The organism is Streptomyces resistomycificus, assembly GCF_001514265.1.
Lineage (GTDB): Bacteria > Actinomycetota > Actinomycetes > Streptomycetales > Streptomycetaceae > Streptomyces > Streptomyces resistomycificus.
In genome coordinates, this window is the sequence record NZ_KQ948988.1 from 568,303 (window position 1) to 592,561 (window position 24,259).

Sequence of the window (24,259 nt, forward strand, 5' to 3'; positions counted from 1 at the left end):
GTTTCGGCCGGCGCACGGTGCCGATCGGCTCCCCGACCACCTCGTCGTACGGCGTCGGCTCCCCGTTCACGACGCCCGCATGACGTGCCGCACCGCGGCAGCGGTCCCTAGCCGCCCAACCCCCATCGCACGCCCGCCACGACCCCCAACAGCAGGGCAGGAACCACCCACCCCCACCCCATGACCCGCCGCACCGACGGAAGCAGCCACAACCCCGTCGCCGCAGCGGCAGCCACGATGGTGAGGACGCACGAGAGGACGATGCCGGCGTACGCGTCGTCGTCCCAGGACCCCGACGGACTGATCGTCAGGGCTGTCCAGCAGAAATACGCGGCGACGAGGGTGAGCAGGGTGAGGGGTACGGCCAGGACCAGGCGCAGGCAGCCGCGGTCGGCATCGGGGTGAGCGGGGTGGGTCATCAGCGCAGCGCGTTCCTTGCGTCGTCCAGGTTGTTGGTGAAGCCACGCCCGTAGCCCTGGGCGTCGTCGGTCTGCCAGTACGGGCCGCCGTTGTAGCGTGCGGCAAGCTCCTGGTACTGAGCCGGCGTCATCTCCTCGGGCGGTACGTCGGCGAAGTCGCTCTCGGCCTTGAGCTGGGCCAGGTACTCCGAGGCGATGAACATGTTCTGCGCGGGGTCCTGGAGGGCTTCCTCCACCGTGCCGCGCTGCTGGTCGGTGAGGTTGTCGGGGTCGTAACCGAGGACCTCGGCGCCGCGTCGCACCTGGATGGCGATGGGCCCCATGGAGGTGTTGTCCGGGTCGCCGCCCAGACGCCAGGGCAGGCTCTCCGGGGCGAGCGGGCTCAGCGGGGAGTCCGCCTGTTCGCGGACGGTGTCGGTGATGTCGTCGAGGATGCCGGGCTGCCCGCCGATCTCCTGCCACGCGATGCCGGCGACCATGTCCGGGGGCAGCCCCGAGTTCTGTGCCGCCGCCTTGATGATCTCCTTGTTCGCGGTGATCCACTCGGCGCGCTCCTGGGCGTTGGAGGGCGGGCTCCAGTAGTTGTCCTTCGCGCCGGGGAGGTTGGCGACCTGCATTCGGATGTCGCGCAGAGCCGGGGAGACGATCTCGTTCCCGGCCATGGGGTAGTGGTCCTGTTTGGGGCCACTGCCGGGCAGATGCGTCAGAGGGTTCGTGCGTGCCTCGGCCGCCTCTCGCCGCAGTTCCGAGATCGCGGAAACGATGTCGACGCGTTGGATGAAACCCATACGGAAGTCCGGCAGGAGGTCGTACGCCTGCTTGAGCTCGTGGACACAGAGCTCCCTCGCCTCGTGCTCCGTGGTCTTCGCCAGGTAGAAGTCACCACCCGTGGCGTCGTGCAGGCGGTTGGCGTCCTCGCGGATGTCATCGACGTCCATGGTGAGTTCGGCGAAGAAGTCCATGACACCGGTGGTGTCCCGCATGTCCTCCCACTGGCGCATCGGCTCCGCCTCCTGGGCCTCACGAGTGATGGCCGTGCCCTTGGTGTGGATCAGGTCCGCGAGGAGCTGCTCGGTCGCCTTGCCGTTGGAGAAATGGGCCTTGGCCACCTCCAGCGCGAACGCGTAACCGCGAAGGGCGCTCGCCGCCTTGTCGTAGCCCTCGGCCAGCTGCGCGAGGAGTTTGCGCCCCTCGGCGAGGCGGGCCTCGTAGTGCTGACTGCCTTCGCTCTTCCACTGAGTGTGCTTCTCAGCCCGCTCGGCGGACGGGTCGACCGCTACGAGCAGGTCCCGCAGACGCTTGAACTCGTCCGCGTTCCGTTCGACGAGGGGCGGGCTGCAGCCGTCCAGGAACTCGACGTCCTTCCGGTGGCACATACCGCTGGTCATCGCGCCTCCGGGGCGACGTACTGGCCGTAGTGCAGGAGGCTGTCGAGGAAGTGCTGCGCCGTGTCGTCTTCGATCTTCACGAAGTCGCTGCCCGTCGTGCGCAGCCGGGTGGAGAGGGCCGCGAACAGGGCGACCGCGTCCAGGTACTGGTCCCCGGCGAATCCGGCGAACCGCGCCACCTGCTCGGCCACGTCCCCGTGCGCCCGGGGCTCCCGGGCCATGGTGGTCAGTTCGGCGTCAGGCCGCCCCTCCTGGAGGAAACCCGCGATCTCGATCAGCAGGTTCGCGTTGCCGTTGATCGACTCCGTACTGGCTGCCAGGGAACCCGCGGCAGGAGCTTGCGAACCACCGCCTCCGTCCGCCGGCAGCTGGTCGATCTGCATGCCCGTCTGCTGTCGCGCCAAGGCGTCGGCCTTGAGCTGAGCCCATTCCTCTTCGAAAGACAACCGTTCCCCCTTCAGCGTGACGTCCCGAACATCGGCGTGACGTCCCGAACAGCCAGTCGATCATGCCACCGAGAGGGGTCGCGCCGGAACCTTCAATTCTTCGAAGGGCGGGGCGGCGCGGCGGGTCCGGGCCCTCGTCCCACGCGGCTGCGCACCACTTCCTCCGCCACCGCGGGCCGCTAACCTAGTGCTCGCCGCTCTGCTGCTCGGCGGGAACCCCGCGCGGGCGGGGGCCGTGCCGGCGCTGCGGCTCGCCGGCGCCAGGATCAGCGGCCGGCTCGACCTCAGCGGTGCCGAGAGCACCCTCGGGCTGTGGTTCGAGCAGTGTTCGTTCGAGGAGGGCGTCAGCTTCTCCGGCGCCGCCACCCGGACCATGGCGATCAAACCGAAGCGAGATCCCCGGTGCCGACCTGACGATGGCCCGGGTGAAGGGCCGGGTCGAGCTGTGCGGGTCGGTGGTGCGAGGCAGGATGTCGCTGTTGAACGCCCGGCTGGCCGGCCAGCTGGTGCTCACCGAGGCGGTCCTCCACCACCCGGGTGACTGGGCCGTCTTCGCGGGCGGGCTGGTGGCGGAGGGCGGGGTCTTCTGCCGCAGGGCCGAGGTGGACGGGGGGGATACGCCTGCTGGGCGCGCACCTGTCCGGCGGCCTGCACCTGCAAGGAGCCCGCGTGCGCGGACCCGAGACCGTCGCCGTCCTCGCTCAACCGGAACTGGACCGTCGCGCGCCCGCGTCCTGGCCCTCCGGCGTCAGCCCACCCGGTGCCCGTTCTCCAGCTCCGCCGTCCCCGAGCCGTTCGCGAGCACGTCCAGTGCGGACAGGACGCGGCGGCCGAGGGCGCCCGGCAGGTACTCGGTGAGCTCCTCGCGCGGGACCATCCGCCAGGACAGCAGCTCCTCCTCCTGGAGGCGGATCGCCTTGAAGTCGTCCTCGCCGAAGACCCCGCCGTCGTACAGGTACGCCACCAGCGGCGGCCGGGCCGTCCCGTGAACCCAGTCCACCGCGAGCAGGCGGCCGAGCTCGCGGTCCAGGCCGATTTCCTCGAAGGTCTCACGACGCGCCCCCTGCCGTGGGGTCTCGCCCTCGTCGGACTCGATGGTGCCGCCGGGAAGCGCCCACCCCTCACGGTAGTTGGGTTCCACGAGCAGGATCCGGCCCTCGGCGTCGCGGAAGAGGGCGGCGGCACCGGCGAGGACACGGGGGAGACCAGCGATGTACGCGGCGAAGTCTTCTGTGGTGGTCATCAAAAAAGGGTAACCAGGCTCCGCAACCACACCCTCGGTCCGCGTGCGCCGCCCACCGGCTACGACTCGGCCGTCTCGGCCAGCCGCAGCGTCCGCTCGGCCAGTTCGCTGATGCGTACGCCGTCGAAGCCGAAGACCGCGCTGCGCACCGTGTCCTCCAGCGGGTCCTTCCACTGGGCCGGGATGGCGTCCGCCCCGGTCAGCACCCCGGCCACGGATCCCGCGGTCGCGCCGTTGGAGTCGGTGTCCAGACCGCCGCGGACGGTGAGCGCGATGGTGCGGGTGAAGTCGCCGTCGCCGTACAGGAGCCCCGCTGTCAGGACGGCGGCGTTCGGGACGGTGTGGATCCAGCCGAGCCCGGCGGTCTCCTCGGCCACCGTGGTGAGTGTGTCCTCCCAGGTCATCCGGGTGTCGTGGAGGGAGACGACCCGCCGTACGGTACGGGCGAGCCGGCTGCTCGCCGGGATGACGGTCAGCGCCTCGTCCACCGCCTGGCGCACGCTGACGGCGGTGAACGCCGCCGAGACCAGCGCCGCCGCCCACATCGCGCCGTACACCCCGTTTCCGGTGTGGGACAGCACCGCGTCCCGGCGGGCGAGGGCGGCGGCGCGCCGCGGGGCGCCGGGGCGGGTCCAGCCGTAGATGTCGGCGCGGATGAGGGCCCCGATCCACTCCTGGTACGGATTGTCGTACGTCGCCGTCAGCGGCGGCTTCAGGCCGTTGGAGAGGTTGCGGTAGGCGGCCCGCTCGGCGGTGAAGGTCTGCAGGTACGGCAGCCGCAGCAGCCACAGGTCACCGACCTGCTCGGTGCTGAACGCGAAACCGTGGGTCTCCAGCAGGTCCAGCCCCAGGATGGCGTAGTCGACGTCGTCGTCGCGGCAGCTGCCGTGGATACGGCCCCGCACGCACTGGCGCCACTCCGGTCGCAGCTCGAGACCGGCGCTCTCGCCGACGGGCTCCGGCAGATAGTCGGTGAGCGGCAGCGCGGCGGCCTGCCGCAGATAGCGGTCGATCCGGTCCCGCGTCCACAGGTCGCCCTGCTCGACCGGCTTGCCGAGCATGTTGCCCGCGATCCGGCCCAGCCAGCCCCCGAGGACGCGGTCGGCGAGCTCTGGCTCAGTGCCCACAGGGGTCATAGCTCCGGTCTACCCAATTCCGGGGACACCCGCGCGGGCTTGGGCCGTCCGGACGGACATCATCGGCGCGTCCCAGGGGCCGGTCGGGACGGGACGGCGCGGGCGTCCTCAGGTTAAGGTCACAGCGGCGCGACTGGCCTTGACGTGCGTGAGGCCCGGAGAGCAAGGGGAAGACAAGGTGGCGGAGGCTGCAGGCAAGGATGCCCGGGCGAAGGCGCGGGTGCTCATCGCCGCGGACAAGTTCAAGGGCTCACTGACGGCCGTACAGGTGGCCGAGCGCGTGACGGCCGGGCTGCGCCGGGCCGTGCCCGGTCTCGACGTGGCGTCGCTGCCCGTGGCCGACGGCGGCGACGGGACGGTGGACGCGGCCGTCGCGGCCGGGTTCGAACGCCGGGAGGTACGGGTCGCCGGGCCCCTCGGGCAGGAGGTGACGGCCGCCTTCGCGCTCCGCGACGGCACGGCGGTCGTGGAGATGGCCGAGGCGAGCGGACTGCAGAGGCTGCCCGCCGGGACCTTCGCCCCGCTGACGGCGTCCACGTACGGCTCGGGCGAGCTGCTGCGGGCCGCGCTGGACGCGGGCGCCCGCACGATCGTCTTCGGGGTCGGCGGCAGCGCCACCACGGACGGCGGCGCCGGGATGCTGTCGGCGCTGGGCGCCCGGTTCCTGGACGCGGACGGTGAGCCGGTGCCGCCGGGCGGCGGCGGCCTCGCCGAGCTGGCCTCGGCGGACCTGTCGGGCCTCGATGCGCGCCTCACCGACGTCGAAGTGGTCCTCGCGAGCGACGTCGACAACCCGCTGACCGGCCCGAAGGGCGCGCCCGCGGTCTACGGCCCGCAGAAGGGCGCCTCGCCGGACGACGTGGAGGCCCTGGACGCCGCTCTCGCGCACTTCGCGAAGGTGCTGGAGGGACCGGTCGGCCCGCAGGCCGCCGAGTACGCGGCGTCGCCGGGCGCGGGCGCCGCGGGCGGCATCGGCTACGGCGCCCTGCTGCTGGGCGCCCGCTTCCGCCCCGGCATCGAGGTCATGCTCGACGTCCTGGGTTTCGCCTCCGCCCTGGACCGCGCCGACCTGGTCATCACCGGCGAGGGCTCGCTCGACGAGCAGACGCTCCACGGCAAGGCTCCGGCGGGCGTCGCCGCGGCGGCCCGGGCCGCCGACAAGGAGGTCGTCGCGGTCTGCGGCCGTCTGGCCCTGCCGCCCGAGGCCCTGGGCCGGGCCGGCATCCGGCGGGCGTACCCCCTGACGGACGTGGAGCCGGACGTGGCGAAGTGCATCGCCGAGGCCGGGCCGATTCTGGAACGGGTCGCGGAGCGGATCGGGCGGGACTTCTTGACCTGAACCGGTCACCGCAGCGGGATCAGCTCCCCGTCGGCCGCGGGGGGCGAGGCCTGCCGCCTCCGGTCCGAACCCCCGTAGCGGACCGTCGGCGCGCAGGCCCCGCCAGAACTATCGCCGAGCCGCCTCACCCCTGCCATGGGGACAAGTGCGTATTGACGGCCGGGCGGCCGCTGGCCACGGTCAGCGCCTCTGCGGCAAGCTGCTCCGTACGCCACGCTTGATCGTCGCGTGGCGCTCTCTGCTCAGGCAGGGGGACGCGAAAGGCAGAGGGATGTCAGACCCCGCGGGAAACGACTACGCACGCATGCTGGAGCTCGCCGTGTGTCTCCTGGAGACCAGGGACCCGGATCATCTGTGGTGTGCTGTGGCGGAGGAACTGATGCGCGCGCTCGGCGGCGAGGTGGTCGTCGGCAAGGACTGCGAGTGGGCCGCCGACGACGGGCCCGTGCGGGCGTGGCGAAGGGGCGCGGGCAGCGCGGCGGACGTGCCCTCGCGTCAGGCCGCGCGCCTGATCCGGGAGGGCTACCCCTTCGCCGGGCACTACGGCACCGTGCAGGACCGGGCACCCCGCACGGCCGCCCAGCTCACCGGCGCCGGGTGGCGCAACAGCGAGACCGCGAGCGTCCTTGGGCAGTGTCTCGGCACCGAACACATGCTGGGCCTGCCCCTACCGGGCCGGAGCAACCCGGTGCGGGGCTTCCTGATCCACCGCGCGGGCCCCGACTTCGACGAACGGGCCCTGCGGTACGCGACGGCCGTTCAGCCGCTGCTGCGCGCGGCCGCCGCCCAGCACGAACTGCTGACCGGTTACGCGGCGCCGGGCGTGGCGGGCCCAAACCGTGGAGCGGAACGCCCGTCCGGAGCGGGGACGTCCGACCTCGGCCTCACCCCGCGCGAGACCGCTGTCCTGCGACTGCTCGCCGAGGGCCTGCCCGCGCAGGCCATAGGACGTCGACTGCACGTGTCGGTTCGGACCGTGCACAAGCATCTGCAGAGCGTGTACCGGAAGCTGGACGCCCCGGACCGGCTCAGCGCCGTGCTGAACGCACAGCGGCTCGGCCTGCTCGCCCCGGACGCCCCGCGCAACGTGCCGGCGCCGGCGTACAACGGGTGAGGCAAGGCCTTCAGGCACCGGCGCGTTGACGCCCGGGGCGCGGACGCCCTGTGTGGCAGATGCCGCATCTGCCACACAGGGCGTGGGATCAGCGTCCGTCGCCGGGCCGGTCGTCCGGGCCGCACTTGTCCGGGGTCCCGTCGAAGTGCACGCAAGCGGTGACCTTCACGACGTAGTTGCTCGCGGAGGAGTCGCTGTACGTGGTCTCTCCCTGGCCCTGGTTGTTCAGGAGGCGGAGGCCCTTGGTGTTCTTGCGGTCGAACTCCGAGTAGACGCCGTTGCCGTCCGCCCTCTCGTCGCGAACGGCGACGTTCTTGTTGCCGTTCGACTGCAGGCTGTAGGCGTAGGAGATGTGGATGTTGGGGTTGGTGTGGTGGTTGAGCCTGGACGTGACGTCTTCGCCGGCGTCGGCGTAGGCCGGCGATGCCCCCGCAACGGCCCCGAGCATGGCAACCGCCATCGCGGCCTTCTTGGCAGTCCTGGTTATCTGCATGATTCTCCCCTTTGGCGCAGCAACTCAACAGCTGCGGTTGGCGGCCATTACGAGACGGCCCTCAGATAGGGCGCACCCATGGGAAGGCAACGCCAGGCAGGTCACGCCTGGCGGCTTTTGCTGCAGATCCCCCCATGGAAGCGAGAAGAAGGGCCTTCCTCGCGACCAGTGCAAGATCTTATGTCAAAGCCGGCGGCAGGCAAGTGCAATTCCGGCGGGGCTCGCAACACCGCTCGACGCTTCACTGGGGAAGGGGAGATTTATCCCCGCGAGTTCTCAACTTCGTTGTGGAGTAAGCGACTTACTGTCCTGGAGGGATCGGTGCAACCGACCGAGGGGCGAGGCTTCTTCGGGAGGCCGACATTGCTGCCTATCCGTCAAAACCCTTCAATGGGCACGAAATCAGCGTGTCCCACGTCACAGACGCGGGCTCGTGTGCGCTGTGTTCCGATCGGCTCCCCTGTGCGTCACGTGTCGGGGTCATAGAAGCCCATCGAGATCCTTAGGCCCGATTTGTCTCCGTGTGCAACGTGAACGCGCCGAGGGCGTGTTGGTCTATTTCTTTTGCCCGCTGATCGCCTTGGCCTACTATCGGCACCGATCGCGAGGGGCTGACCTCTCTCGCGCAACGGGGGACGATTCACGGGGGCGCTGTTTCATGCTCACGGGAAGAGCCCGACATCCGCGGGACAGGGGGCTCGCCTCTGCCCCGCGGCGCCACCGCGACGTCGCACGGTGACGCGGCAACAGCTACCCGAGGGCACATCACGTGAGCAACTCCGACAGCGGGCCCGCGCCCGATCCCGTACTCCGCATTCAGGATCTGAAGTACTCGGTCCGGAACCGGGCCCTTTTCAAGGGCCTGCAACTCACTGTCAGTGCCGGCGAGTCAGTAGCGATCACGGGACCGAGCGGCTCGGGCAAGAGCACGCTGCTCTCGTCGATCCTCGGTCTGATCGAGCCGCACGGCGGAAGCATCAGGGTGAGCGGTGCGGACGTAACGAAGCTGCGGGGTAGGCAGCTCGCCAGGCTGCGCAGCGAAACGATCGGCACGGTCTTCCAGTTCGGGGAGCTGCTGCCCGAACTCAGCCCGCTGGACAACGTGGCGCTGGCCGCGCTTTTGTCGCGCTCCGACCGCGCCGGCGGGTACCGCCAGGCACAGGAACTGCTGGACGAACTACGCGTTCCGCGGGCTGGGACGACGGAGGAACTCTCCGGAGGAGAGCATCAGCGGACAGCCGTGGCTCGTGCGCTGATCAACTCGCCCGAGCTGATTCTGGCCGACGAACCCACGGGCTCCCTCGACCCTGACGCCACTGCCCGCATCGCGGAACTGCTCTTCGATCTCCCTCGGCGGCGCAGGTGTGGGCTGGTGCTGGTGACGCACGATGTCGAGGTTGCCGCACGAGCGGACCGGGTGCTGCGTCTCGAGGCCGGTCTGCTGGTCCCCGCCCGGGCACAGGAGGCGGTGCAGGCGTGAGCGGGGCCGGCCACGGCGGCCTGTCACGTCAGCTGCTGCGTATAGGGCGCGACGCGGGTCGACGCTCGGAGGCGGCCGGAACCAGGGCCGCGGCCCTGGCGCTCTCGGCGTTCGCCGTCGCACTGTGCCTGGGCCTGCTGGCGATGGTGCACGCCACCTATGCCGGCAAGGAACTGCGGCGCGACGCCAGGACTCCGGTCGGGCAGACAGAGCAATCGCGGGCCAGCCGTGCCACGTTGTGGCTGGTCGGCTCGGACGCGCTGAAGGGGCAGCGGAGTTTCAGCGTCGTGTTCATCGCGCCGCGAACGTCGAATGCCCCGCTTCCTCCAGGAGTGGATCGCTGGCCGGGACCGGGTGAGGCCGTTCTGTCCCCCGGTCTGCTGAAAGCCGGCGCCGCGGAGGGAATCGCCGACCGTTACGGAAAACTCTCCGGCACGGTCGGGCAGGAGGGGCTGGACGACCCCGGGGAGTGGCTCGCCTACGTCCGGCCCGCCCAGGGCATGAAGGCCGAGGCGCCGATCGAGGCCGTGGTCGGCTTCGGGCCGAAGGCCGGCACGCCGGCCGAAGGCTTGCAGCCGGGAACGGGGGGCGACAACGACAAGCCCGAGTGGATGTTCCAGAGCCTCGTCATCGGCCTGCTGCTCGTACCGAGTCTCGTGCTGCTGTTCACCGCGCTCCGCGCCGGGGCACATGGCCGTGACCGCAGAGGCGCCCTGGTCGAGGCCCTGGGAGGACTGGGGCGCGACCGCGCGCTGATCGCCGTGGGCGAGGCGATGCGACCGGTGACGCTGGGAGCCCTCGCGTCCGTGCCGTTCTTCGCCGCGGCCGCGTTCGTCGACGTCCGCGTCCCGTTCGTCGGCTACGTGACGTCGTCCACCGACGTACGTCAGCACGGCTGGCCGGTCCTGCTGACTCCCGTGGCCGCCGTGGTGACGGCGCTGGCCCTCGCCGTCATCAGCGACCAGCTGTCCAGCCGGGTCAAGGGGACCCGACCCGCCACCGCGAGCAGGTCACGCCGACAGCGGTACCTCGCGTTCCTGTGCGCGCCGGCGGTCCTGCTCGCCAGCCGCGGTCCGGAACTGGCCGGCGACAGTACGCAGTACCGGTCATGGATCAGCTGGGTCGGCCTCGCCCTCGTCGTCCTCACCCTGCCGGCCGCGGTGGCAGTCGTCGTGGCCAGGCTCGGGGGAAGCCTGGCGCGGGCCGGACGACAGCGGGGGTGGGCCGGCGCGCTGATCGCGGGCCGCCGCCTCAGCCACTACCCGGCCGCCACGGCCCGCCTGGTCACGGGTGTGACGGTCGCGCTGATCGTCTTCACGCAGGCCCTCGCCTGGCAGGCGATGTTCGGGACCTACCACGCCGAAATGGAGGAGATCCTCAGCGCCGCCGACAGGAACGTGGCCGAGATCGGCCCCAGGGGGACGGCCTCCGCCACAGAGGCCGCCGCCTATCTCGAGTCCATCCCCGAGGGCCATGCGCCGGTCGTCCTCGCGCCTGCCCGCACCGCCGGTGAGGGCCCCGTCACGATCAGCGGGGGATGCGTCGCTCTGGAGAGCCTTCGGCTGCCGTGTGCGTCCAAGCCGGCCCGCGTCGATGTCGCTCTCGACCGGCGCCTGCAGCAGCTGCTCCGCTGGAACACGGAGGGCGGTACCTATCTGAAGGTGGTCCGAGCCGACCACGCCGAGCTGGCCGAGCAGACCGTGCAGAGCACCAACACCCTGGCGGTGGTGAGGGTTGACGGCGGCCTCCCCGCCGTCACGGCTCTCAAGGAAGCCTCCTACCGGGCTTATCCCCGTGGCGCCCAGGTCCGTTACCCCGGCGAGGAGTGGCTGGTGGACGGCATTCCGGACCGGGACCAGGGCCGGTGGATCCGGCTCTTCGGTGTGCTGGGGATGGGAATCCTCGTGCTCGCCATCGGTCTCAGAGGCAAGGCCGAGTTCCTGCGCCAGGGCCGGGCACTTGCGCCGCTGACCGTGTTGACCGGGGGATACCGCGTCTTCCGCAGCAGCGCGGCCTGGGCGATCGTCGCGCCGCTCACGCTCGCCGCGCTGGCGGGATGCGTCGTCGCCGCCTGGACCGCACGACCGGTCGCCCGGCCGGGAATGGCCTACTTCGTCCCCGGGAGCCTGATGGCGACCGCCGTCGCCGTGGTGCTCGCCGTGGCCGTCGTGATGGGGCTGTGGGCTGCCCGGATCGCCGGGCGGCAGGCGCGCGACTGGCGAGCCTAGCTGTCCCTTTGGCTCGGCCCGCACACCCGGTTCCGCCCCCGGGGCCCGGGGGCTGAGGCCATCCCGACGTGAGCGTTTCCCGCCCGCGCCGGTGATCCAGCCGACCCCACTCCCGCCCGCCAGGGCGCTCTTCCCGCACGCGGTCATCGGCCCGCGTCGGGCGTGTCGTCAGACGCCCGACGTCGACTTCGGCCGGCTCCGCCATCCCAAGGACCTGAACGACTTCATGAGCTGCCACATGACCATCCTGCGGCGCCGGCTGCCCGTCTGGCTGATACCGCTGCTGTGGACCATCGCCCTGGGCCTGTGGGGGCTGTCCCGGCAGCACAGCGTGTGGCGGGACGAAGCCGCGACCTGGCAGGTGGCCCGGCGGCCCGTCGCCGACATCTGGCGCATGCTGGGGGAGGTCGATGCCGTACACGGCCTCTACTACCTGCTGATGCACGGGCTCTTCGAATGCTTCGGGCCCGGCATCGCCACACTGCGCCTGCCCTCCGTGCTGGCCGGGGCGGTGGCGGCGGCGTGTGTGACGGTCATCGGCCACCGGCTGGCCGGTGGCCGGGCGGGTCTGGGCGGAGGGCTGGTCTTCGGGCTGCTCCCCGCCGTGCAGTTCTACCTCCAGGAGGGACGCCCGTACGCACTGGTCGCGGCCGGAGCCGGCATCTCCACACTGCTGCTGGTCACCGCGTTGCAGGGACGCGACCGGAAAGCCCACTGGGCGGCCTACGGCGGCACGGTCCTGCTGTGCGCGCTGCTCAACTGGCTGTCGCTGCTCATACTGCCCGCGCACGCGGCGACCCTGGCCTGGACGAGAACCGGGCGCCGGACATGGATTCGCTGGGCGGGGGCGGGCACGGCCGCCGTGGCGGCTGCCCTGCCCTTGATCCTTTTCTCCCTCACCCAGTCCCGGCAGGTGTCCTGGATCCCGCCGCTGACCTGGCACATGCTGATCGGCCCGGCGATCGTGCTGGCCATCGGCGCTCTCGGCGCCCTGCTCGACCGGCCACGGGCAGGCAGACTGTCGCTGGCGGCCGTCGCGCTGCCCTTGCTGGCCGTGCCGCAGATCGGCCTGATCGGCCTCTCCTTGGCCAAGCCACTCTTCCTGGACCGTTACGTCCTGTTCAGCATGCTGGGCCTGGCCCTGCTGATCGGCGCGGCACTGGGTGCGGTGGCGCGGATGATCAGTCCGCGGTTCCCCCGGGTGTCACGGTGGCTGGTGCCGGTGGTGGTCGCCGTGGCCGTGATCGCGCTGTGGCCGCAATCGCTGGCCAAACGGTCCCCGGCCAGCCGCGTGGACGATGTCCTGGCGGTGGCGGCGGACGTGCGAGAGCTCAAGAAGGACGGCGACGCGGTCGTCTTCGTTCCGGCGGCCCGCCGTGACACCGCGCTGGTTTCCCCCGCCGCGTTCGCCGGCCTGCGGGACGTCGCGCTGGCGGAGAGTCCGGTGGCGTCCGGGACGCTGAAGGGTGAGGAGGCGAGCCCGCGGAGCATACGGACCGCGATGCTCGAGCAGCGGCGGATCGTGCTGGTCACCGATGTGCCCGAGGTGGCCCGGCCGGTGTCGGCGGCAAGGGACAAGGAGAAGATCGCCGTCCTGGAGAAGTGCTTCACAGTGGTCGCGGACAAGCAGGTCCGCGGGCGGCGCGTGACGGTGTACGAGCGGCTGTGACCAGACCGGTGGGGCATCGCCGGTGCCGCGCGGGAAAACCCGAGGGGCCTGGACCGAATCACGATGCGGTCCAGGCCCCTCGGGCAACGTACAAGCAGGGCTACGGGACCTGCGCCGCCCGCGCCTCGCGGCTCTCGCGCCGGTTGTCACGGAAGGTGTTCACCCGGCGGGCCGTGGCGAACAGCGGGATCGTCGCCGCCATCACGATCTGCAGCGCGCAGCCCGTCTGCAGCAGCACCTGGCCGCCCGGCGCGTCGAACGCCCACGCCGCCAGCATGCCCATGGCCGACACGATCCAGGCGAGCATGGCCACCGCGAGGACGCCCCGCGGCTTCGGGTACTCGACCCGGCTCACCATCAGCCACGCGGTACCGACGACCGCCAGCAGCGTCGCCTCGAACGGCAGCTCGAGCAGCACGATCGACACGACCGTGAGTGCGCCGAACGGCGAGGGCATGCCCTGGAACGTGCCGTCCTTCACGGTGACGCACGAGAAGCGGGCAAGCCGCAGCACCACCGCCAACAGCACAACGATCGCGCCCACCGCCGCGACCCGCTCGTGCGCGTCCCTCGCGACCATGCCGTAGACGAGGACGAAGTACGCCGGGGCCAGGCCGAAGCTGACCAGGTCGGAGAGGTTGTCCAGCTCCGCGCCCATCGGCGAGGAGCGCAGCTTGCGCGCCACCAGGCCGTCGAACAGGTCGAAGACCGCCGCGCAGAGCATCAGGATGACCGCCGTGGCCGCGCTGTTGCGGGCCATGCCGGACTCCTGGCTGGCCGTGAGGTGCGGGATCAGGATGCCGGTGGTGGTGAAGTACACCGCCATGAAGCCGCACGTGGCGTTGCCGAGGGTGAGGGTGTCCGCTATTGAGAGGCGGAGAGAGAGGGGCATCTCCTCTGCCTCGTCCACCTCGTCGGCCTCGGGCACCCAGCCCGCCTGGGTCTCCGGATCAATCACGGTCAATGCGAGTCACCCCAGCCACCGTCTTCTGGCCGACCTCGACCGCCACCTCCACGCCGTCGGGCAGGTAGATGTCGACCCGCGAGCCGAAGCGGATCAGGCCGATCCGCTCACCCTGCTCGACCTTCGTGCCCTGCGGGATGTAGGGGACGATGCGACGGGCCACCGCGCCGGCGATCTGGATCATCTCGATGTCACCGAGCTCGGTGTCGAAGTGCCAGACGACGCGCTCGTTGTTCTCGCTCTCCTTGTTGAACGCCGGAACGAACCCACCCGGGATGTGCTCGACCGACGTCACCGTGCCGGAGAGAGGCGCGCGGTTGACGTGGACGTTGAGCGGGCTCATGAAGATCGCGACGCGGGTGCGGCCGTCCTTCCACGGCATGATGCTCTGCACCACGCCGTCGGCGGGCGAGATGACCCGGCCCTGGGCGATCTCGCGCTCGGGGTCGCGGAAGAACCACAGCATGCCCGCCGCGAGCGCGGTGGCGGGCACGGCGACGGCCTTGGCCGCGCCGGAACGGCGGGCACGGGCCAGGCTGAGGGCTGCGGTGGCGACGGTCGGGAGAAGCCACGGCGATGCTCCGCGCGCGAGGCGTACGCCTGCCAGGCTGTCGCGAGGTGCAGAGGTTTGGCTGTGGGGCATGGATGACCTTCGTAGCGGATGATGCCGCGCTGCGGGAGGGGGACGGCGGCTTTACCGGATCGTACCGGTCGCGGGCCACAACTGGGCAAGCCAGGAAGCCGAGTCGGCGGCTGAACCCTGTTGACGGGGTGTGATCTTCTTCTCGAAGAAAACACCCCCAACCCGGACATCTAGCCCTGGAACCGATACTCCTCGAGCAGCCTGCGACCGATGATCATTTTCTGGATCTCGGCGGTACCTTCACCGATCAGCAGCATCGGTGCCTCGCGGTAGAGGCGCTCGATCTCGTACTCCTTGGAGAAGCCGTAGCCGCCGTGGATCCGGAATGCGTCCTCCACGACCTCCTTGCAGTACTCGGAGGCGAGGTACTTCGCCATCCCTGCTTCAAGGTCGTTACGTTCCCCGGAGTCCTTTTTGCGAGCCGCGTTCACCATCATCGCATGGGCCGCCTCGACCTTGGTAGCCATCTCGGCGAGTTTGAACTGGATCGCCTGGTGCTGGGCGATCGGCTTGCCGAACGTGTGGCGCTGCTGGGCGTACGAGACACCCAGTTCGAACGCACGCTGAGCGACGCCGCAGCCACGCGCGGCCACGTTGACGCGGCCCACTTCGACGCCGTCCATCATTTGGTAAAAACCTCGGCCGGTGACGCCGCCGAGCACCCGATCGGCGGGAAGCCGCAGGCCATCCATGATCAGCTCGGTGGTGTCGACGCCCTTGTAGCCCATCTTGTCGATCTTCCCGGGGATCGTGAGGCCCGGACGGACCTCTCCGAAGCCGGGCTCCTTCTCGATCAGGAAGGTGGTCATCGACTTGTGGGGTTTGGCGGCCGCCTCTTCGGGGGAGTGTCCTTCGTCACTTCGGACGAGAACGGCGACCAGACTTGACGTTCCGCCGTTCGTCAGCCACATCTTCTGGCCGTTGAGGACGTACTCGTCGCCGTCCCTGACCGCCTTCGAGGTGATCGCCGAGACGTCCGAACCGAGGCCCGGCTCCGACATCGAGAACGCGCCGCGGATGTCGCCGGCCGCCATGCGCGGCAGGAAGTGGTCCCGCTGTTCCTGCGTGCCGTGCTGCTTGAGCATGTACGCCACGATGAAGTGGGTGTTGATGATGCCGGACACCGACATCCAGCCGCGGGCGATCTCCTCCACGCACAGCGCGTACGTCAGGAGCGACTCGCCCAGACCGCCGTACTCCTCGGGGATCATCAGACCGAACAGGCCCAACTCCTTGAGGCCGTCGACGATCTGCTGCGGGTACTCGTCGCGGTGCTCCAGCTTGGTCGCGACCGGGATGATCTCCTTGTCCACGAAGTCGCGGACGGTGGAGAGGATCTCCTGCTGGATGTCGGTGAGCCCGTGGGTCTGGGCGAGTCGCGCCATGGCTACTTCTCCTGCTGCTCGAGCTCGGGGCGGCCGGGCTGCTCGCCGCCGCGCTCCTTGATGTACGTCTCGGTCGGCACCATCACCTTGCGGCGGAACACGCAGACCAGCGTGCCGTCCTGCTTGTAGCCCTTGGTCTCGACGTGGACGATGCCGCGGTCGTTCTTCGACTTGGACGGCCACTTGTCGAGCACGGTCGTCTCGCCGTAGATCGTGTCGCCGTGGAAGGTCGGCGCCACGTGCCTCAGCGACTCGATCTCCAGGTTGGCGATCGCCTTGCCGGAGACGTCCGGCACGGACATGCCCAGCAGCAGCGAGTAGACGTAGTTCCCGACCACGACGTTCTTGCCGAAGTCGGTGGTCTTCTCGGCGTAGTTGCTGTCCATGTGGAGCGGGTGGTGGTTCATGGTGAGGAGGCAGAAGAGGTGGTCGTCGTACTCCGTGACCGTCTTCCCGGGCCAGTGCTTGTAGACCGCCCCGACCTCGAACTCCTCGTAGGTGCGTCCGAACTGCATAGCCGTCACGCCTCCGGGATCTCGAACTTGCTGGTGCGCTGCATGCCGGCGGCGCGTCCCTTGCCGGAGACGACCAGCGCCATCTTGCGGCTGGCCTCGTCGATCATCTCGTCGCCGAGCATCGCCGAGCCCTTCTTGCCGCCCGCCTCGGAGGTGTAGTAGTCGTACGCGTCCAGGATCAGCTCGGCGTGGTCGTAGTCGTCCTGCGAGGGCGAGAAGATCTCGTTGGACGCCTCGACCTGGCCCGGGTGCAGCACCCACTTGCCGTCGAAACCGAGGGCGGCGGCGCGCTGGGCGACCTCGCGGTAGCCCTCGACGTTGCGGATCTGCAGGTAGGGGCCGTCGATCGCCTGGAGGTTGTTGGCGCGGGCGGCCATCAGGATCTTCATCAGGATGTAGTGGTAGGCGTCCGCCGGGTAGCCGGGCGGCTGCTCGCCCACGACCAGCGACTTCATGTTGATCGAGGCCATGAAGTCGGCCGGGCCGAAGATGATGGTCTCCACACGCGGGGAGGCCTGCGCGATCTCGTTGACGTTGTTGAGGCCCTGCGCGTTCTCGATCTGCGCCTCGATGCCGATCCGGCCGACCTCGAAGCCCATGGTCTTCTCGATCTGCGTCAGCAGCAGGTCGAGGGCGACGACCTGCTGGGCGTCCTGCACCTTCGGCAGCATGATGCAGTCGAGGTTGGGGCCCGCGCCCTCGACGACGGTCACGACGTCGCGGTACGTCCACTCGGTCGTCCAGTCGTTGACGCGCACGACCCTCGTCTTGCCGGTCCAGTCACCCTCGTTGAGGAACTTGACGATGGTGTGCCTCGCCTCGGGCTTGGCGAGCGGCGCGCACGCGTCCTCCAGGTCGAGGAAGACCTGGTCCGCCGGGAGGCCCTGCGCCTTCTCCAGGAAGCGGGGGTTGCTTCCCGGGACCGCGAGACACGAGCGGCGGGGACGCAGACGGTTGACGGTCATGCGGGGACCTCCAGGGGGTCGAGCTTGTTCGCTTTCCGGATCTCGTCGACTATGCGGCCGATGATGCCGGTGATGTCGAAGTCCTTCGGGGTGAAGACCGCGGCCACTCCGGCGGCCCGCAGTTGTTCGGCGTCACCATTCGGGATGATGCCACCGGCGATCACCGGGATGTCTGTGGCACCCGCCACACGCAGCCGTTCGAGCACGTCCGGCACCAGCTGGGCGTGCGAGCCGGAGAGGATGGACAGGCCGACCGCGTGCACGTCCTCGGCGAGGGCCGCGTCCACGATCTGCTCGGGGGTGAGCCGGATGCCCTGGTAGACCACCTCGAACCCGGCGTCGCGGGCCCGCACGGCGATCTGCTCGGCGCCGTTGGAGTGCCCGTCAAGGCCGGGCTTGCCGACCAGGAAGCGCAGCTTGCCGACACCGAGGTCCCCGGCGGTGAGGTCGACCTTGCGGCGGACCTCGCTCATGGCCGAGCCCTCCTCGGCGGCGACCGCCACCGGAGCCGACGAGACCCCGGTCGGCGCCCGGAACTCACCGAACACCTCGCGCAGGGCGCCGGCCCACTCGCCGGTCGTGACCCCGGCGCGGGCGCACTCCAGGGTGGCCTCCATGAGGTTGGCGGTGCCCTTGGCGGCCTCCTTCAGCCTCTCCAGCGCCTTGCAGGGGCGCGGGTGGTTGAAGGGCGGCTGGTAGCGGGTGTCGCGCCAGTTCTGGAGGGACGCGATGACGCGGGCCTCGACAGCGGGATCGACCGTCTGGATCGCCGTGTCGAGATCGGCGGTCAGAGGGTTGGTCTCGGTCGTCTCGAAGATGTTGACGCCGACGATCTTCTCCTGCCCGGACTCGATCCGGGCCCGTCGCTCGGCGTGCGAGGCGACGAGCTGCGACTTGAGGTAGCCCGACTCGACGGCGGCCATCGCGCCGCCCATCTTCTGGATCCGCTCCATCTCCGCGAGTGACTCCTCGACCAGCGTCGCCACCTTCGCCTCGATCACCTTCGAGCCCTCGAAGATGTCCTCGTACTCCAGCAGGTCGCTCTCGTGGGCGAGCACCTGCTGGATGCGCAGCGACCACTGCTGGTCCCAGGGGCGGGGCAGACCTAGCGCCTCGTTCCAGGCGGGCAGCTGCACGGCACGCGCGCGTGCGTCCTTGGAGAGGGTCACGGCCAGCATCTCGAGGACGATCCGCTGGACGTTGTTTTCCGGCTGCGCCTCGGTCAGCCCGAGGGAGTTGACCTGGACGCCGTAGCGGAAGCGGCGCTGCTTGGCGTCCTCGATGCCGTAGCGCTCGCGGGTGACCTGGTCCCAGATGCGGCCGAACGCCCGCATCTTGCACATCTCCTCGACGAAGCGCACACCCGCGTTCACGAAGAAGGAGATACGCGCGACCACGTCACCGAACTTCTCCTGCGGCACCTGCCCGGAGTCCCGGACCGCGTCCAGCACGGCGATCGCCGTCGACATCGCGTACGCGATCTCCTGGACCGGAGTGGCGCCCGCCTCCTGCAGGTGGTAGCTGCAGATGTTGATCGGGTTCCACTTCGGGATGTGGGAGACCGTGTACGCGATCATGTCGGTCGTCAGACGCAGCGAGGGCACCGGCGGGAACACGTGCGTGCCCCGCGACAGGTACTCCTTGACGATGTCGTTCTGGGTCGTGCCCTGGAGCTTGGTGATGTCCGCACCCTGCTCCTCCGCGACGACCTGGTAGAGCGCCAGCAGCCACATGGCGGTGGCGTTGATGGTCATCGAGGTGTTCATCTGCTCCAGGGGGATGTCCTGGAACAGCCTGCGCATGTCACCGAGGTGCGCGATCGGCACGCCGACCCGGCCCACCTCGCCGCGGGCGAGGATGTGGTCGGAGTCGTAGCCGGTCTGCGTCGGCAGGTCGAACGCGACCGACAGACCCGTCTGGCCCTTGGCGAGGTTGCGCCGGTACAGCTCGTTGGACGCCTCGGCCGTGGAGTGACCGGCGTACGTGCGCATCAGCCACGGCCGGTCCTTCTGACGCTCAGTCATCTGTGACCTCAGATGTTCCGGAAGCGGTTGATGGCGTCGACGTGCTTCGCGCGCTTCTCCTCGTCGCGCACGCCCAGGCCCTCCTCCGGCGCCATGCACAGCACGCCGACCTTGCCCTGGTGGAGGTTGCGGTGCACGTCGTAGGCGGCCTGCCCGGTGTCCTCCAGGGAGTAGACCTTGGAGAGCGTCGGGTGGATCTTGCCCTTCGCGATCAGCCGGTTGGCCTCCCAGGCCTCGCGGTAGTTGGCGAAGTGCGAGCCGATGATCCGCTTCAGGGACATCCACAGGTACCGGTTGTCGTACTCGTGCATGTAGCCCGAGGTGGAGGCGCAGGTGGTGATGGTGCCGCCCTTGCGGGTGACGTAGACGCTCGCGCCGAAGGTCTCGCGGCCGGGGTGCTCGAAGACGATGTCGATGTCCTCGCCGCCGGTGAGTTCGCGGATGCGCTTGCCGAAGCGCTTCCACTCCTTCGGGTCCTGGGTGTGCTCGTCCTTCCAGAACTTGTAGTCCTCGGCGGTGCGGTCGATGATCGCCTCGGCGCCCATCGCGCGGCAGATCTCCGCCTTCTGCGGGGAGGAGACGACACAGATCGGGTTGGCGCCGCCGGCCAGCGCGAACTGCGTGGCGTAGGAGCCCAGTCCACCGCTGGCACCCCAGATCAGGACGTTGTCGCCCTGCTTCATGCCGGCGCCGTTGCGGGAGACCAGCTGACGGTAGGCGGTCGAGTTGACCAGACCGGGGGAGGCGGCCTCCTCCCAGCTGAGGTGGTCCGGCTTGGGCATCAGCTGGTTGGACTTGACGAGCGCGATCTCGGCGAGGCCGCCGAAGTTGGTCTCGAAGCCCCAGATGCGCTGCTCGGGGTCGAGCATCGTGTCGTTGTGGCCGTCCGACGACTCCAGTTCGACGGACAGACAGTGCGCGACGACCTCGTCACCTGGCCGCCAGGCGTTGACGCCCGGCCCGGTGCGCAGGACGACGCCTGCGAGGTCGGAGCCGATGATGTGGTACGGCAGGTCGTGGCGCTTGGTGAGCTCCGAGACCTTGCCGTAGCGCTCCAGGAACCCGAAGGTCGACAGCGGCTCGAAGATCGAGGTCCACACGGAGTTGTAGTTGACCGAGGAGGCCATCACGGCCACCAGGGCCTCGCCCGGGCCCAGTTCGGGCAGCGGCACGTCATCCAGGTGCAGGGACTTGCGCGGGTCCTTCTCGCGGGTCTGCATGCCCGCGAACATCTCCGTCTCGTCATTGTGGACGGTGATGGCGCGGTACGACTCGGGGAGCGGCATGGCGGCGAAGTCGGCCGGCGTCGAGTCCGGCGACTGGATCGCGTCCAGGATGTCCTTCACGGTCACGGTGTTGCCTCCGGCGAATGGCGTCTTGAGGGGAGACGCTGAGGGTTACGTCGGTGCTGCTGAGGGTGGGTTGGGAAGTGCCGTCGGTTCGGCGGGTGGTGCTGATCGGCAGCGCTTTGTGTGGCGCGGGAGGTTGCCTGTGACGCAGGCGTCCGGGCGGGCGAGCCGTTGGCTTGCTGGGACAGCCGACGTACGAAAGGTCTCTGCACGCCGGCCGCCCGGACCTCTTCAACGTATGACACCGCGTGTCACCTCGCAAGGCACTGAGTGCCAGAACTTCCTCTCAACTGAAATCTTTACGTAACAAATGAGCGATGATCGATCGAACGGGGTCTGGAAGGTGCCTGAAAAGGTGCCCTGACATGCCAAAACGGCCACCCCGAGGGGTGGCCGTCATCACAGGGGGCGAAGGGTGCTCAGCGGTCCCTGAGCGCCTCCTCGATGGTCCGCATGACCTGGTCGAGCGGGGCGTCCGTGCGGGCGACCGTCACCAGCACCTCGCCGTGGGTGGAGACCGTCGCCGCGGCCCGCTTCGGGGCCGTGGTGCGCCCGGCGCCGATGCCCGAGCCGAACGTCTTCCGCACGATCGCGAAGGCGTGGTCGAGCTGGGCCTCCACGTCGCCCTGAGCGCCGGCCCTGAGCCAGCGACGCAGGACGTGGTTGTGGGCGGTGACCACGGCGGACGCGGCGACCTCGGCCAGCAGCGGGTCGTCGTTGGCGTCGTCGTCGTGCGCGTGCTCGTCGAAGTGGCCCAGCAGATAGCGGGTGAAGAGCCGCTCGTAGCGGGCCACGGAGGCGATCTCCGCCTCGCGCAGCGTGGGTACCTCACGCGTCAGCTTGTAGCGGGCGACCGAGATCTCCGGCCGGGCCGCGTACATCCGCATGACTTCCTTGATGCCGCGGCACACCGTGTCGAGCGGGTGCTCGTGCGCAGGAGCCGCGTTGAGGACCGCCTCCGCCCGGATCAACGTGTCGTCGTGGTCGGGGAAGATCGCCTCTTCCTTGGAGCGGAAGTGGCGGAAGAAGGTGCGGCGCGCGACCCCGGCCGCGGCCGCGATCTCGTCGACCGTGGTCGCCTCGTACCCCTTGGTCGCGAACAGCTCCATCGCCGCCGCCGCCAGCTCCCGGCGCATCTTGAGACGCTGCGCGGCGGCGCGAGAGCCCGCGGCGCTCTCCGGCGCGTCGGGCGAAGCTGGTGTACGTGAGGACTTGGCGGGCTGGGACATGCCCTGAACGTACTGCATGTGCGCAGCTCGATGCGCATGTCCCCGGGTCCCTGCGCCCTCCGCGGGCGGGGGAGCGGCGGGCCGGGCGGCCGGGGCCGGGCCGGGCGCGGCCAGGGCCGCGAACCCGCCCGGCTCGAGCAGCCCGCCCCAGTCCGCCTCCCCCGCGAACCGGTCGCCGGGACGCTCAGCGGCGGGCATATTCGCGGAAGCCGCGGCCCGTCTTGCGGCCGAGGCAGCCCGCGGCCACCAGGTGCTCCAGGAGCGGCGCGGGGGCCAGGCCGGGGTCCCGGAACTCGCGGTGCAGCACCTTCTCGATGGCCAGCGAGACGTCGAGACCGACCACGTCCAGGAGTTCGAAGGGGCCCATCGGGTAGCCGCCGCCGAGCTTCATCGCCGCGTCGATGTCGTCGAGGGACGCGTAGTGCTCCTGGACCATCTTGATCGCGTTGTTGAGGTACGGGAAGAGCAGCGCGTTCACGATGAACCCGGCCCGGTCACCGCAGTCGACGGCGTGCTTGCGGACCTTGGCGCAGACCTCGCGGACCGTGGAGTGCACGTCGTCGGCGGTCAGCACGGTGCGGACGACCTCGACCAGCTTCATCGCCGGCGCCGGGTTGAAGAAGTGCATGCCGATCACGTCCTGCGGACGCGAGGTGGCGCGGGCGCAGGCGATGACGGGCAGGGACGAGGTCGTGGTGGCCAGGACCGCGCCCGGCTTGCAGACCTTGTCCAGCGTCGCGAACAGCTGCTGCTTGACCTCCAGGTCCTCGGCGACGGCCTCCACCGCCAGATCCACGTCGGCGAAGGCGTCGTAGGAACCCGCCGGGGTGATCCGCTCCAGGGTCTGCGCGGCGGCCTCGGCGGTCATCCGCCCCTTGTCGACGGAGCGGGAGAGCGACTTGCCGATCCGGGCCTTGGCGGTCTGTGCCTTCTCCTCGCTGCGGGCGGCCAGGACGACCTCGTACCCGGCCTTGGCGAAGACCTCGGCGATACCGGACGCCATGGTGCCGGAGCCCGCCACACCGACGGACCGCACGGGCCGGCCGGGGGCCGCGGGGCCGTCGGCGAGGGGCGTCAGCGCGTCCGGCACGAGAGTCGCGCTGCCCGGGGCCTCGTACGTGTAGAAGCCGCGGCCCGACTTACGGCCGGTCAGGCCCGCCTCGCTGAGCTGCTTGAGTATCGGCGCGGGGGCATGCAGCCGGTCACGGGACTCGGCGTACATGGCCTCCAGGACCGTACGCGCGGTGTCGACACCGATCAGGTCGAGCAGGGCGAGGGGCCCCATCGGCAGCCCGCAGCCCAGCCGCATGGCGGCGTCGATGTCCTCGCGGGAGGCGTACTTCGCCTCGTACATCGCGGCCGCCTGGTTGAGGTAGCCGAACAGCAGCCCGTCGGCGACGAATCCGGGGCGGTCACCGACCGCGACGGGCTCCTTGCCGAGTTCGATCGCGAGGTCGGTGACCGCCGCGACGGCCTGGGGCGCGGTCAGCACCGAGGAGACGACCTCGACCAGCTTCATCGCCGGCGCCGGGTTGAAGAAGTGCAGACCGAGCACGCGCTCCGGGCGGGCCGAGTCGGCGGCGAGCCGGGTGACGGAGAGGGCGTTGGTGCCGGTCGCCAGAATCGTCTCCGGGCGCACGATCCCGTCGAGTTCACGGAAGATCTGGTGCTTGATCTCGTAGGACTCCGGAGCCACCTCGATGACCAGGTCGGCGTCGGCCGCGGCGCGCAGATCGGTGGAGGTGCTCACGCGGGCGAGCACGTCGGCGCGCTCCTGCCCGGTGAGACGCCCGCGCTCCACGGCGCGGGCGGTAGCGGCCTCCAGGGCGGCGACCGACTGGGCGGCGGCGGCCTCGCTGACGTCGATGCCGACGACCTCGCGGCCGGCCTTGGCGAGCACCTCGGCGATGCCGGTGCCCATCGTGCCGAGGCCGACGACAGCGACGGTCTTGAAGGGGGACAGAGGGGTGTCGGACAGGGGAGCGGCCATCGCGGACTCCAGGAATGAGGGTGACGACTGGAAGCGCGCCCGGGTGCGCCGAAGGAGGCTCGAGCGAGCCGAACCGTGGGCGCACCGGGTGCGAGAAGGAGTGCGGGTGTTGCCGGGCTGCTGGCGCACACGCCCGGAGCCGTCACGCCGGGCGTGCACACGCCCGGAAAACGGCGGAACCGACCGGCCCTGTCCCGGGGCCGGGTCGTAACTCAGTACACGGAGTACCGAACCGACTGG

Annotated in this window: 21 protein-coding genes; 5 read left to right on the top strand and 16 right to left on the bottom strand. The window is 70.1% G+C overall.

Translation table 11 applies throughout. From position 1 onward, the window contains the following. Nucleotides 1–107: 107 nt before the first annotated feature. From AQJ84_RS02375 to AQJ84_RS02395, 6 genes are all read right to left on the bottom strand, one after another. A complete protein-coding gene (locus AQJ84_RS02375; RefSeq protein WP_030040811.1) occupies nucleotides 108–419 on the bottom strand; it encodes a hypothetical protein in 312 nt (103 codons plus the stop codon). Further along, nucleotides 419–1,807 carry a hypothetical protein gene (locus AQJ84_RS02380; protein ID WP_030040810.1) on the bottom strand — a complete coding sequence of 463 codons (1,389 nt, stop codon included), beginning with the start codon at nucleotides 1,805–1,807 and terminating at the stop codon, nucleotides 419–421. The genes AQJ84_RS02375 and AQJ84_RS02380 overlap by 1 nt, the downstream gene beginning before the upstream one ends. Continuing rightward, entirely contained in the window at nucleotides 1,804–2,253 is a 450-nt protein-coding gene (locus AQJ84_RS02385) for a hypothetical protein (RefSeq protein ID WP_225889054.1), read from the bottom strand. Before AQJ84_RS02385 ends, AQJ84_RS02380 begins: the two co-directional genes overlap by 4 nt. A 184-nt stretch (nucleotides 2,254–2,437) precedes the next feature. Further along, on the bottom strand, nucleotides 2,438–2,767 hold the full coding sequence (locus AQJ84_RS42840) for a hypothetical protein (protein WP_128092280.1): 330 nt from the start codon (nucleotides 2,765–2,767) through the stop codon (nucleotides 2,438–2,440). A gap of 234 nt (nucleotides 2,768–3,001) precedes the next feature. Then, entirely contained in the window at nucleotides 3,002–3,496 is a 495-nt protein-coding gene (locus tag AQJ84_RS02390) for an NUDIX domain-containing protein (RefSeq protein ID WP_030040808.1), read from the bottom strand. 59 nt (nucleotides 3,497–3,555) lie between these two features. Then, nucleotides 3,556–4,632 (bottom strand): ADP-ribosylglycohydrolase family protein, encoded by a 1,077-nt coding sequence (locus AQJ84_RS02395; RefSeq protein WP_053190280.1) that lies wholly within the window; start codon nucleotides 4,630–4,632, stop codon nucleotides 3,556–3,558. Between the two features lie 220 nt (nucleotides 4,633–4,852). Between AQJ84_RS02395 and AQJ84_RS02400 the strand changes: the two genes are divergently transcribed. Beyond that, nucleotides 4,853–5,971, top strand: a complete 1,119-nt coding sequence (locus AQJ84_RS02400) for a glycerate kinase (protein ID WP_053190294.1) — start codon at nucleotides 4,853–4,855, stop codon at nucleotides 5,969–5,971. Nucleotides 5,972–6,242: 271 nt separating this feature from the next. Next, a complete protein-coding gene (locus tag AQJ84_RS02405) occupies nucleotides 6,243–7,085 on the top strand; it encodes a helix-turn-helix transcriptional regulator (RefSeq protein WP_037802997.1) in 843 nt (280 codons plus the stop codon). A gap of 88 nt (nucleotides 7,086–7,173) precedes the next feature. Here the strand turns inward: AQJ84_RS02405 and AQJ84_RS42845 are convergent, their stop codons facing one another. Continuing rightward, entirely contained in the window at nucleotides 7,174–7,578 is a 405-nt protein-coding gene (locus tag AQJ84_RS42845; RefSeq protein WP_157874916.1) for a hypothetical protein, read from the bottom strand. Between the two features lie 769 nt (nucleotides 7,579–8,347). Between AQJ84_RS42845 and AQJ84_RS02415 the strand changes: the two genes are divergently transcribed. The 3 genes from AQJ84_RS02415 (at nucleotide 8,348) to AQJ84_RS02425 (ending at nucleotide 12,955) form a co-directional block, all read left to right on the top strand. Beyond that, entirely contained in the window at nucleotides 8,348–9,058 is a 711-nt protein-coding gene (locus tag AQJ84_RS02415; RefSeq protein WP_030040801.1) for an ABC transporter ATP-binding protein, read from the top strand. Then, nucleotides 9,055–11,286, top strand: coding sequence for a hypothetical protein (locus AQJ84_RS02420; RefSeq protein WP_051869976.1), 2,232 nt, complete (start codon nucleotides 9,055–9,057; stop codon nucleotides 11,284–11,286). The genes AQJ84_RS02415 and AQJ84_RS02420 overlap by 4 nt, the downstream gene beginning before the upstream one ends. Nucleotides 11,287–11,524: 238 nt before the next feature. Continuing rightward, nucleotides 11,525–12,955, top strand: a complete 1,431-nt coding sequence (locus AQJ84_RS02425; protein WP_374934645.1) for a glycosyltransferase family 39 protein — start codon at nucleotides 11,525–11,527, stop codon at nucleotides 12,953–12,955. Between the two features lie 100 nt (nucleotides 12,956–13,055). On the opposite strand, the gene pssA is transcribed toward AQJ84_RS02425, so the two are convergent. The 9 genes from pssA to AQJ84_RS02470 all read right to left on the bottom strand — a co-directional run bounded on the left by pssA (nucleotide 13,056) and on the right by AQJ84_RS02470 (nucleotide 24,019). Continuing rightward, the gene (pssA, locus tag AQJ84_RS02430; protein WP_079022597.1) at nucleotides 13,056–13,919 is read right to left on the bottom strand and encodes a CDP-diacylglycerol--serine O-phosphatidyltransferase; all 864 of its coding nucleotides are present in this window, start codon (nucleotides 13,917–13,919) and stop codon (nucleotides 13,056–13,058) included. Then, the gene (locus tag AQJ84_RS02435; protein ID WP_053190278.1) at nucleotides 13,906–14,562 is read right to left on the bottom strand and encodes a phosphatidylserine decarboxylase; all 657 of its coding nucleotides are present in this window, start codon (nucleotides 14,560–14,562) and stop codon (nucleotides 13,906–13,908) included. The genes pssA and AQJ84_RS02435 overlap by 14 nt, the downstream gene beginning before the upstream one ends. Nucleotides 14,563–14,732: 170 nt before the next feature. Further along, complete coding sequence (locus AQJ84_RS02440) at nucleotides 14,733–15,947, bottom strand: acyl-CoA dehydrogenase family protein (RefSeq protein WP_053190277.1); 1,215 nt, start codon at nucleotides 15,945–15,947, stop codon at nucleotides 14,733–14,735. A gap of 2 nt (nucleotides 15,948–15,949) precedes the next feature. Then, nucleotides 15,950–16,462, bottom strand: a complete 513-nt coding sequence (locus tag AQJ84_RS02445; RefSeq protein ID WP_030040794.1) for a MaoC family dehydratase — start codon at nucleotides 16,460–16,462, stop codon at nucleotides 15,950–15,952. A 5-nt stretch (nucleotides 16,463–16,467) separates the two neighbouring features. After that, nucleotides 16,468–17,427, bottom strand: coding sequence for an HpcH/HpaI aldolase/citrate lyase family protein (locus tag AQJ84_RS02450; protein WP_030040793.1), 960 nt, complete (start codon nucleotides 17,425–17,427; stop codon nucleotides 16,468–16,470). After that, nucleotides 17,424–19,451 carry a protein meaA gene (locus tag AQJ84_RS02455; RefSeq protein ID WP_053190276.1) on the bottom strand — a complete coding sequence of 676 codons (2,028 nt, stop codon included), beginning with the start codon at nucleotides 19,449–19,451 and terminating at the stop codon, nucleotides 17,424–17,426. Before AQJ84_RS02455 ends, AQJ84_RS02450 begins: the two co-directional genes overlap by 4 nt. 8 nt (nucleotides 19,452–19,459) lie before the next feature. Further along, nucleotides 19,460–20,797, bottom strand: coding sequence for a crotonyl-CoA carboxylase/reductase (ccrA, locus tag AQJ84_RS02460; RefSeq protein WP_030040791.1), 1,338 nt, complete (start codon nucleotides 20,795–20,797; stop codon nucleotides 19,460–19,462). 422 nt (nucleotides 20,798–21,219) lie between these two features. Further along, nucleotides 21,220–22,029, bottom strand: a complete 810-nt coding sequence (locus AQJ84_RS02465) for a TetR family transcriptional regulator (RefSeq protein ID WP_030040790.1) — start codon at nucleotides 22,027–22,029, stop codon at nucleotides 21,220–21,222. Nucleotides 22,030–22,213: 184 nt separating this feature from the next. Beyond that, the gene (locus tag AQJ84_RS02470) at nucleotides 22,214–24,019 is read right to left on the bottom strand and encodes a 3-hydroxyacyl-CoA dehydrogenase family protein (RefSeq protein WP_030040789.1); all 1,806 of its coding nucleotides are present in this window, start codon (nucleotides 24,017–24,019) and stop codon (nucleotides 22,214–22,216) included. Nucleotides 24,020–24,259: the final 240 nt, after the last annotated feature.